Origin of the sequence: Tissierella sp., from assembly GCF_052089545.1 — a bacterium.
In the GTDB taxonomy this organism is placed as follows: Bacteria; Bacillota; Clostridia; order Tissierellales; family Tissierellaceae; genus Tissierella_A.
On record NZ_JBQDAA010000080.1, the window covers coordinates 1 to 9422 of the forward strand.

Consider the following 9422-nt stretch of genomic DNA (forward strand, 5'->3'; position numbering starts at 1 on the left):
ATGAATATTTTCATGGATATTTGGCTACTTATACATGTTATGTAATTGAGTTTAAATTATTATATTATTATCCAGGTGTTATAATTTTGTTTCCAAGTAGGAAAAATAATTATATTTTAGATGATTTTAAAGAACAAAAAAAACTAGCTAAAATGTTTGAAAATACAAGTGCTTGGTTAGAGGTATTAGACATTGCATATGTTGGCTCTTTAAATGAAAAGATAAAATCGCAAGAAATAAAAGATGTTATTCAAATAACAGAAGCACATCACGAAAAAAGAGTAGCAGAAATTGCGGACAATATATATGAAGCTAGAGATGTAAATATTATATTGATAGCAGGACCTTCATCCTCAGGTAAAACTACATTTGCAGAAAGGCTTAAAGTACAGATGAATGTAAATGGTCAAAGGCCTATTACTATATCTTTAGATGATTATTTTGTAGATAGAGATAAAACACCTTTAAATAAGGATGGTACACCAAACTTTGAAACCATAGATGCTATAGATATGGATAGATTAAATATGGATCTTATAGAGCTTTTAGAAGGAAAAAATGTAGAACTTCCTAAGTTTAATTTTTTAACAGGTAAAGGAGAAATGTCTGGTAAAATAGTGAGTTTAGATAAGGATCATCCTATTATAATAGAAGGTATACATGGATTAAATCCAAAGCTTACCAGACTAATACCTGAGAAAAATAAATTTAAAATATATATATCAGCACTTACCCAGTTAAATTTAGACCCACATAATAGGATTTCAACTACCGATATAAGGCTTATTAGAAGAATGGTAAGAGATGTAAAGTTTAGAGGAAATGGACCAATAAAGACGTTTGAAATGTGGGAAGGTGTAAGAGCAGGAGAAGAAGAGTATATATTTCCATATCAAGAGGAAGCAGATATGATGTTTAATTCATCACTTGTATATGAGATGGGTGTACTTAAAAAACATATTATACCATTATTAGATAAAATAGATAAAGCTAGTATTCATTATAGTGAAGCTAGAAAACTTATAAAATTTTTAGAATATTTTCTAGATATTAAAGATGAGAGTGCAATTCCTCCAAATTCTATATTGAAAGAATTTATAGGTGGTGCGTCTTTTAATCTGTATTAAAATTATAGCCCTCTTTTTATATAAAAAGAGGGCTATAATATAAATTTGAAAAGCAAAAATATAGAATATATACTTGCAAGTGTAAATATTACACTATCAATTCCGCTATTAGGATTTATAACTATAGGTGATGCGATATTCAAATTTAAGGGGTAAAATAGTTTTATACCTTTTGGGGTTAAAAAGTCTGCTACTAAATGTAGAAGATATCCTAATGATATACTTTCGTAAAGATACGGAATGCTATATTGTGAGCTAATATTTTTAATAATATAGGTAAATATTAAAAATCCAAGTATACTATGAGTAAATCCTCGATGTGTAGAAAAACTTATAAATAAAAATATTAATGATAAAAGAGCAAAGATAACATTATTACTTTGTAAGTATAAATATAAAAAACCTGCAGCTGTAGCAATAAAAAATATTATACGATACAACTCATTTTTTAAAAATAATAATTTTTGATTCAACTTTGATTTAGGATGATCTAAATCAGGTATTAGAGAACCTAAAGTTGAAGCTGTAATAATTATAAGTTGATCGTTTATGGGTTTACCATAGGCTATTGTAAGTCCGGCAGCAACACCTATGGCTATATGAGTTTTTCCTGTCAAATGAATCACCTCGCTGAAAGTTTCTATAAAATTCATAACTTATTACATTATATATCTTTTAGAACATATATTCAATCTAAAAATAAAATAAAGAATTCATAAAAAAAGGATTGATTTCCTTTTTTAAATCTGGGTATCATCATATATGAATATTTATTGATAAAAGAGGTGATAAAATGGCAAATATAAAATATGATATTGTAGAAAAAATAGCTATCCTTTCAGAACGTAGTGAATGGACTAAGGAAATTAATAAGGTTAGTTGGAATAATAGACCCGCTAAATATGATATAAGAGATTGGAACCATGAAGAAGGAAAGATGAGAAAGGGTGTTACATTAACAGATGAAGAATGTGAACAATTAAAAACTGCTTTAAATAATATAGATACAGACTAAATTTAGTCTGTATCTATATTTAAAAATTTTAGAGGAAGTGAGAGAAAGTGAAAACTTTATTAAAAGCAGTTAGTATTATAGATGATTTCCATATAAATTTATTTAATAAACTAGACATAGGAGTAGAGATACAGGATTTTACAGAATCAAATCTAAATATAAAAGAAAAAGATAGTTTAATAAGAAGATATAAAAAACTATTTAAAAACTTTAGAGGAACAAAAGCTTTACATGCTCCTTTTTTAGATTTAAAGCCTGCTAGTCCTGACTTAGCTATAAGAGATATTTCTTTTCATAAATATTTAAACACATTAGATATTTGCTATAAACTAGAAATGGATTTTGTAATATTTCATAGCCAAATAAATCCTTATTTAAACGAACCTTTTATTCGAGATTTAAATAATAGACAAAATAAAGAGTTTTGGGACAAGATACTAGATAAATCAAAATATAATGGAACTATACTTATAGAAAACATATTTGAAGAATCACCAAAGATGTTAAAAGAATATATAGAAACTATAAATAAAGAAAATATAAAGATAAATTTAGATATAGGTCATGCTAAACTTGGTAAGGTAAGTTTAGAGGAGTGGATTAAGGAGTTAAAGGACTATATAGTATATATGCATATTCACTCAAATGATGGGCTATATGATAAACATAATAGCCCAAATAAAGAAGAAATAAAATATCTATATAATCTTTTAGAAAAGTATGATATAAATCCACTGCTATCACTTGAATATAAGACAGATAATTTAGAAAATGAAATATTAAAGTATAGATAATTTTTTCATCTTATAAAGTTTGATGTTTATATATTAAATTTAATTAATAAGAAAAGATAATTAATATTTAAAAAATTGGACTAGGAGGTATATGTTATGAAATTTGGAATTAGGAAACCAAGCTTAAAGAAAAAAATATCAGCAAAAACAAGTATTAAAAGACAAATAATACATAGATCTGGTATTAAGATGCCAAGAGGAAAGGGCTGGATTAGAAATCCTAAAAAATATGCATACAATAAAGTGTACAACAAGACTAGTATTAATCCATTTAGATTGATAAAGAAATTATTCAAATAGTATTAAGGTATTGTAATTGTTATAAATCATATATTTAAATAAAGGTTTTAGGGATATCCCTAAAACCTTTATTTAAATATAGAAGATAATGCCCAAGGATAAAAAAAGTGAAGTAGAAATAAAAATATAGAAAATATAGAAAGTAGTTTATGTAAAGAAAAATGGAACTTGTTTTTAAAGTGAGAATATATTGCACCATGAATTATAGTTAAAAGAATAAATAGATAAAGAATACTGCCAGTATGAGGTTTTATTTCTCCTAGGGCCATATATCCGTGGATTAAAGGCATAAATAAAAGAAATATTCCAAGTTTTTTATGCAACTTTCTAAAAGCTAAAATAAGTACAGATATCTTAAAGGATCTCTCTTTTAGTAATTTATTATAAAAATTTAGAATACAAGGTAAAACAAGTAATAATAAAATGATGACATTTATCCATCCAAAAAATTTATACATAATTGCACCCCCAAGGTCTTTAATATAGGTATATTTTTTATAGGCTACAATTATGTATAAATTAAATAATCTTTTTTTCTTCTAGAAGGCGTTTAAAGCTCATTTTAAACTTATTATCATTTTCATTTGTTCTTTTCTTAAATTTACTATGGTGTTTTCCAGCTCTTCTAAGTTCTTTATGGATATGACGTGTGTTAAGCATACCATCAATATTGTATTGAGTATAAACAATACCGTTTTGATTTATAGGATATGCACCTTTAGCTAAAGATAGTGCTGCTAGACCATAGTCTTGTGTTATAACTATATCTCCTTTATTTATATGATTTACTATATAAAAGTCAGCACTATCATTAGCTATGTCTACCGAAACAATTTTCGCATATGAATCATTAATCTTATGTGCAAAATTTTTAACCACTATTATTTTTAAATCATATTCTTTAGCTATTTCGATAGCTATATCTACAACAGGACATCCATCTGCATCTACAAATATTTTCAATTTTCATTTCTCCTTAAGTTTTAGTCTTAACAATAGTTTACCATAATCTAAAAGCAAAGTTTAATTATAAATTATTATTGCTGTGATATAATTGTTTTGTGCTATATTATATTTATTAAATTAATAAAGGAGGAAGGCTGTATGTTAAAAATTGCCAATGTAACTAAATCATATAATAAAGGAGAAATAAAAGCAGTAAACAATATAAATTTGGACATAAAACCTGGAGAAATATTTGGTTTTTTAGGACCCAATGGGGCGGGGAAAACTACCACTATAAAAATGATAGTAGGATTACTTAAACCAGATAATGGTAGTATTAAAGTTGGGGGAGTAGATGTTTGGAAAGAATCAATAAAAGCTAAATCAATGATTTCTTATGTACCAGATAATCCAGAGATTTATGATAAATTAAAGGGTATTGAATATATAAATTTTATTGCCGATATGTATGAGATTCCAAAAGAAAAAAGAAAGGAAAAAATGAATTATTACTTAGAAATGTTTAATATAAAAGATGCTATAGGAGATATAATTGGAAGCTACTCTCATGGTATGAAACAAAAATTAGTTCTTACATCTGCCCTTATTAGTGAACCGGAGCTATTTATACTAGATGAACCTATGGTAGGTTTAGATCCAAAGTCTTCTTTCAATCTCAAAGAAGTTATGAGAAAAATGTGTGAAGAAGGGAAAACAGTATTTTTTTCAACTCATGTTTTAGAAGTTGCGGAAAAGATCTGTGATAGAATAGCAATAATTAGCAAAGGTGAAATAATAGCTATGGGAACTATGGAGGAGTTAAGATCTCATTCAAAGGAAAAGAAAAGTCTAGAAAATATATTCCTGGAGTTGACTGAGTAATGAAAAAAATACTTTCATTGATAAAAACAGACTTAAACACAACATTTGGACTATCTTCCATAGCATATAGTTTTAAAAATAAAAAAGATAGATGGAAAATAATAATTTTTAGTATTGCAATTTTATCACTTTTACCAACTTATTTTTTAATGGTAAAGGGATTAGTAGGTATGTATGAGATATATAATGAAATAGGTCAAAGGTCTATGTTTCTATTATTAGGATTTTTGACATCACAAGCAATGGTATTTCTCCTTGGGTTGATTTACGTGATGTCTAAATACTATTTTTCAAGTGATTTAGCACAATTAGTACCTCTTCCTATTAAACCATCTTATATATTGGGTTCAAAGTTTATTACATTGATGATTAGTGAGTACTTGACTTCACTTCCTATTATATTACCCTTTATATTTATTTATGGTATAAAAGGTAGTGAGGGGGTTCTTTACTGGATATACTCACTTGTATTAGTGCTAATTGTTCCAGTTCTACCATTGGTTTTATCTTCTGTTTTAATAATGATATTTATGAAATATACAAATATTGGAGGTAAAAAAGATTTAATTAGAATAGTTAGTGCAGTACTTTTTTTAATTCTACTTGTATATGTTCAGCTTAAGATAAATACTGTAACCCAAAAAGCCTTGATGCAGGGAAATGATTTTTTAATAAATTTAGTGAAGGATTCAAATTTATTGGTAAAAAACTTAGGTTTAGCATTTCCACCGTCTATGTGGGGGGCTTTGTCCTTATCAAATTATTTAAATATAAGCGGGTTTATATATCTATTGATATTTATAGGGGCAGGAGTTTTAAGCTTTATAATCATGATATATCTATCTGAAAGAATTTTCTTTGATGGATTAATAGGAAATATTGAAGTTTCTGCTTCCAAAGGTAAATCAGGAAAAAAACTATCTATAGGAGACTCAACAAGGAAAACAAGACCATATCTAGCATTGGCTAAAAAAGAAATAACAATGCTCTTTAAAACTCCAATATATTTATTAAATTCTGTTGGTGGAGTAATTCTTTTACCTATAATACTTGTTATGACTACTATTTCTGGTGGAAATGGAATGGCTCCAGTATTAAGTTTTATAGAAACAAAACCTGAACTTATAACTTTAGCTGGAATTGGATTTATAGTTTCCTTGGGTATGTTAAACAGTGTAGGTTCTACTACATTTTCTAGGGAAGGTAAAAATTTTTGGATACAAAGAACACTTCCTATAAAGGTAAAATACCAAATCATTGGAAGAGTTTTAGCTTCCCTTACAATTCAGATATTAGGATTAATAGCAATACTAGGAAGCCTTATGTTTCTAATAAATTTAAATATACAAACGATTATATTGATAGCTGTATTAGGTCTTCTAGGCAGCATTCCAATGACTCAATTAGGAATGATAATAGATATAATAAGGCCTCTATTAACTTGGACTAATCCCCAGCAAGCTATGAAACAAAATTTAAATGTTTTAATTGGAATGGGCATGGGGACTTTATACCTTGGTAGCATAGGATATATAGCATTTAAATTGCTGGACAGAATAGCTAGCAATTTAATATTTCTAGCAATTGGAGCAGTCTTTACTGTTTCTACTGTAATATTCTATTTTATATTAGAAAAGTTAATCAGAAAGCAGTTTAAAGCTTTAGAATAAATATTTAAAACCTGATAGAAGAGATTAATTGTAAAAAGAAAACAATCCTATTCTTGAAGCAGTACTTATATTTTCTTTGATTTAAAAAGACTGTTTATATAAGAGGTGATACTTATGAAAACTAAAATTAAGATTATAATATTATTGTTTCTAATTACATTTTTGTTTGGGTGTGACCTTTGTGATAATAAAATTATAACTGAAAGTACAAATAATAATATTAAAGCAGTTTTATTTGAAAGAGGCTGTGGAGAAACTACTGCCACAAGCTATCAGGTATCATTATTAAAAAATGGTAAAAGATTTACAGATAATATAACTGGTAATGTCTTTAGGGCTACTGGGATAAAGGATGTTAGCATTGAGTGGGAAGATGAAGGTTTACTAATTATTACTTTTTCAGTATTTGCATCTCCTAAGATATTTTTAGAAGAAGAACAATTAAAGATAAATGGTAGAGTTATGAATATAAACTATAAGAGTGATGTGGAAAAGACGATCGAATAAAAAGCATTAAATTATCAAGATGACCACTAGTAGAATATAGCGAAACTAAAAAGACTGTCATTCTGAGCTTGAGAAGAATCTAAGCTTGGTTCAAGAAATTAGTAAAAACGCCCTTCCATGAAAGGAAAAGCGCCTTTCATAAGTCAGTGCTTATTTTACTAATTTCTTCGATCTATAAGTATCTTTGTTTGTGTATAATAGTAGAAAAAAACGTCTTGTCATTCTGAGGAGCGCAGCGACGAAGAATCTTTATTTTAGGGCTTAAACCCAAGATTCCTCATTTCATTCGGAATGACAACCTTAAGAGACTTAGATGAACATCATTAGTAAAGTGTACATAAATATGTCTTGAATTTTGTGGCTTTTAGTATATAGAAAAACCTTGAAAGGATGATAATTATGTTAAATGGTTTCATAGGGATGGCAGAAATTGTTTTAATATTACTTGTTATTGCATTTATTTACTTATGTTACAGGGTTTTTAAATTCATAAAAAATAGGTAAGTATAATTTCAAGTTAAAAATACATCATTTATATTCATCCTAATATATAGCAAATTTTCAACCATATTCAACTTACAATAATTGAAAATTCATACCAATAAGAGGTAACAAATTGAGTGATTGGAAAATTAAGGCTAGTTCTATTAGAGAATTTATAAGTATAATAAATTAAAATAAAGGAAGATACCTAATGCCTATATATAAAAACAAACTATTTATAATCTTATCATTTATAGTCTTTTGCATATGGCAAAACAACCATATAGTTACCACTAAAATAGATTATAAAAACTCTAAAATACCAAAAGGATTCGATGGATTTACAATAGTTCAAGTTTCAGATCTTCATAATAAAAGATTTGGAAAGGGCCAAAAGCGTTTATTAAATAAAATAAGAAAAGAAAATCCAGATATAATAGTTGTAACAGGTGATTTTATTGATAGAAGAAAATATAATCTAGATATTTCTATGGAGTTTATAGAAGGTGCAATAGAAATTGCTCCAATCTATTATGTATCAGGAAATCATGAAGCATGGTCAAGCAAATATGATAATATTAAAAAGAACTTGATAGATGCCGGTGTAAAGGTTCTTGATGATGAAAAGATAGATATAGTAAGAGAAAAGGGAAAAATAGAAATAATAGGATTAAAAGACCCAGATTTTTTAACTTCTAATTATATTGATGGTACAGATATATCTAATTTAGAAAGGAAACTTAAAAATCTATCAGATGATTCAAATTTTCAAATATTACTTTGTCATAGACCAGAACTTTTTCCTATATATGCTAGAGAAAATGTAGATTTATCTTTTACGGGACATGCTCATGGTGGTCAATTTAGAATACCTTTTTTAGGAGGACTAGTAGCTCCAGACCAAGGCCTTTTCCCTAAGTACACAAGTGGAGCTCATAGAATAGAAAACTCTACTATGATTGTAAATAGGGGTCTTGGAAATAGTATAGTACCTATTAGGGTATTTAATAGACCAGAAATTGTAAAGCTTGTTTTAAGAAGTCAATAAGTTTAAGATTATTTTGGTGTTTAGATTTAATTTAAAGAAGGAGAGTAGATGAATATTTTGAACTTTAAAATACATATAAGAAAATTCATTAGATTCTATGATTAAAGATATAAGCCCTAAGTTTAAAATAATAATTGCAGTAATAACTTGGGGTACTTTAGGATTATTTGTAAGAAACATAAATTTAACTAGTATAGAAATATCATTTTTTAGGGCCTTTATAGGAAGTATGTTCTTAATGTTCATAATTTTTATAAATAGAGAAGGCATAGATAAAAATGCTTTAAAAGAAAATATACTCTATCTATCTATATCAGGACTAGCATTAGGCATAAACTGGTCTGTACTTTTCCAGGCTATGAAATATACAACTATATCAAATGCAACCCTTAGCTACTATTTTGCTCCTGTTTTTATAGTTGTTTTTTCTTCTATTTTACTTAAGGAAAAAATAACTATAAAAAATATTTCCTGTATACTTATTTCTATATTAGGGTTGTTTATGATACTTAAATCAGGGGACAATGAAAACTTAAACAATTATAATCATATAAAAGGAGTAATGTTTGGCTTATTTGGAGCAGTCTTTTATGCAATAGTAGTTGTATCAAATAAATATATCAAGGGCTTATCATCACTACAGATAACCTT

Annotated in this window: 12 protein-coding genes; 9 read left to right on the forward strand and 3 right to left on the reverse strand. The window is 27.2% G+C overall.

Translation table 11 applies throughout. The features are described 5' to 3' along the window. Window positions 1-1127 (forward strand): uridine kinase family protein (locus tag ACTHW2_RS07190; protein ID WP_442263281.1); only part of this gene is annotated, 1127 nt, incomplete at its 5' end. A gap of 32 nt (window positions 1128-1159) precedes the next feature. Here ACTHW2_RS07190 and ACTHW2_RS07195 read toward each other — a convergent pair. After that, a complete protein-coding gene (locus tag ACTHW2_RS07195; RefSeq protein WP_442263282.1) occupies window positions 1160-1744 on the reverse strand; it encodes a metal-dependent hydrolase in 585 nt (194 codons plus the stop codon). Between the two features lie 176 nt (window positions 1745-1920). On the opposite strand from ACTHW2_RS07195, the gene ACTHW2_RS07200 reads away from it, so the two are divergent. The 3 genes from ACTHW2_RS07200 (at window position 1921) to ACTHW2_RS07210 (ending at window position 3236) form a co-directional block, all read left to right on the forward strand. Continuing rightward, entirely contained in the window at window positions 1921-2142 is a 222-nt protein-coding gene (locus ACTHW2_RS07200) for a YdbC family protein (RefSeq protein WP_442263283.1), read from the forward strand. Between the two features lie 47 nt (window positions 2143-2189). Further along, window positions 2190-2936, forward strand: a complete 747-nt coding sequence (locus ACTHW2_RS07205; protein ID WP_442263284.1) for a sugar phosphate isomerase/epimerase family protein — start codon at window positions 2190-2192, stop codon at window positions 2934-2936. Between the two features lie 96 nt (window positions 2937-3032). Beyond that, window positions 3033-3236: a hypothetical protein gene (locus ACTHW2_RS07210; protein WP_442263285.1), complete on the forward strand. Its 204-nt coding sequence runs from the start codon at window positions 3033-3035 to the stop codon at window positions 3234-3236. A 68-nt stretch (window positions 3237-3304) separates the two neighbouring features. On the opposite strand, the gene ACTHW2_RS07215 is transcribed toward ACTHW2_RS07210, so the two are convergent. Together ACTHW2_RS07215 and ACTHW2_RS07220 are read right to left on the reverse strand one after the other, a co-directional pair. Further along, window positions 3305-3694 carry a hypothetical protein gene (locus ACTHW2_RS07215; protein WP_442263286.1) on the reverse strand — a complete coding sequence of 130 codons (390 nt, stop codon included), beginning with the start codon at window positions 3692-3694 and terminating at the stop codon, window positions 3305-3307. Between the two features lie 61 nt (window positions 3695-3755). Next, complete coding sequence (locus tag ACTHW2_RS07220; RefSeq protein WP_442263287.1) at window positions 3756-4199, reverse strand: YaiI/YqxD family protein; 444 nt, start codon at window positions 4197-4199, stop codon at window positions 3756-3758. A gap of 141 nt (window positions 4200-4340) precedes the next feature. Between ACTHW2_RS07220 and ACTHW2_RS07225 the strand changes: the two genes are divergently transcribed. The 5 genes from ACTHW2_RS07225 to ACTHW2_RS07245 form a co-directional block, all read left to right on the forward strand. Beyond that, entirely contained in the window at window positions 4341-5063 is a 723-nt protein-coding gene (locus ACTHW2_RS07225; RefSeq protein ID WP_442263288.1) for an ABC transporter ATP-binding protein, read from the forward strand. Beyond that, window positions 5063-6733, forward strand: a complete 1671-nt coding sequence (locus ACTHW2_RS07230; RefSeq protein ID WP_442263289.1) for a putative ABC transporter permease subunit — start codon at window positions 5063-5065, stop codon at window positions 6731-6733. The genes ACTHW2_RS07225 and ACTHW2_RS07230 overlap by 1 nt, the downstream gene beginning before the upstream one ends. 114 nt (window positions 6734-6847) lie before the next feature. Then, window positions 6848-7240 (forward strand): hypothetical protein, encoded by a 393-nt coding sequence (locus ACTHW2_RS07235; protein WP_442263290.1) that lies wholly within the window; start codon window positions 6848-6850, stop codon window positions 7238-7240. Between the two features lie 694 nt (window positions 7241-7934). Further along, a complete protein-coding gene (locus tag ACTHW2_RS07240) occupies window positions 7935-8771 on the forward strand; it encodes a metallophosphoesterase (RefSeq protein ID WP_442263291.1) in 837 nt (278 codons plus the stop codon). A 97-nt stretch (window positions 8772-8868) separates the two neighbouring features. Then, on the forward strand, window positions 8869-9422 hold a 554-nt coding region (locus ACTHW2_RS07245), incomplete at its 3' end, for a DMT family transporter (protein ID WP_442263292.1).

Coding starts and splice junctions, on each gene's coding strand:
- ACTHW2_RS07215 (WP_442263286.1), bottom strand. CDS start 3,694: ATGTATAAATTTTTTGGATGGATAAATGTCATCATTTTATTATTACTT.
- ACTHW2_RS07240 (WP_442263291.1), top strand. CDS start 7,935: ATGCCTATATATAAAAACAAACTATTTATAATCTTATCATTTATAGTC.
- ACTHW2_RS07230 (WP_442263289.1), top strand. CDS start 5,063: ATGAAAAAAATACTTTCATTGATAAAAACAGACTTAAACACAACATTT.
- ACTHW2_RS07225 (WP_442263288.1), top strand. CDS start 4,341: ATGTTAAAAATTGCCAATGTAACTAAATCATATAATAAAGGAGAAATA.
- ACTHW2_RS07210 (WP_442263285.1), top strand. CDS start 3,033: ATGAAATTTGGAATTAGGAAACCAAGCTTAAAGAAAAAAATATCAGCA.
- ACTHW2_RS07200 (WP_442263283.1), top strand. CDS start 1,921: ATGGCAAATATAAAATATGATATTGTAGAAAAAATAGCTATCCTTTCA.
- ACTHW2_RS07235 (WP_442263290.1), top strand. CDS start 6,848: ATGAAAACTAAAATTAAGATTATAATATTATTGTTTCTAATTACATTT.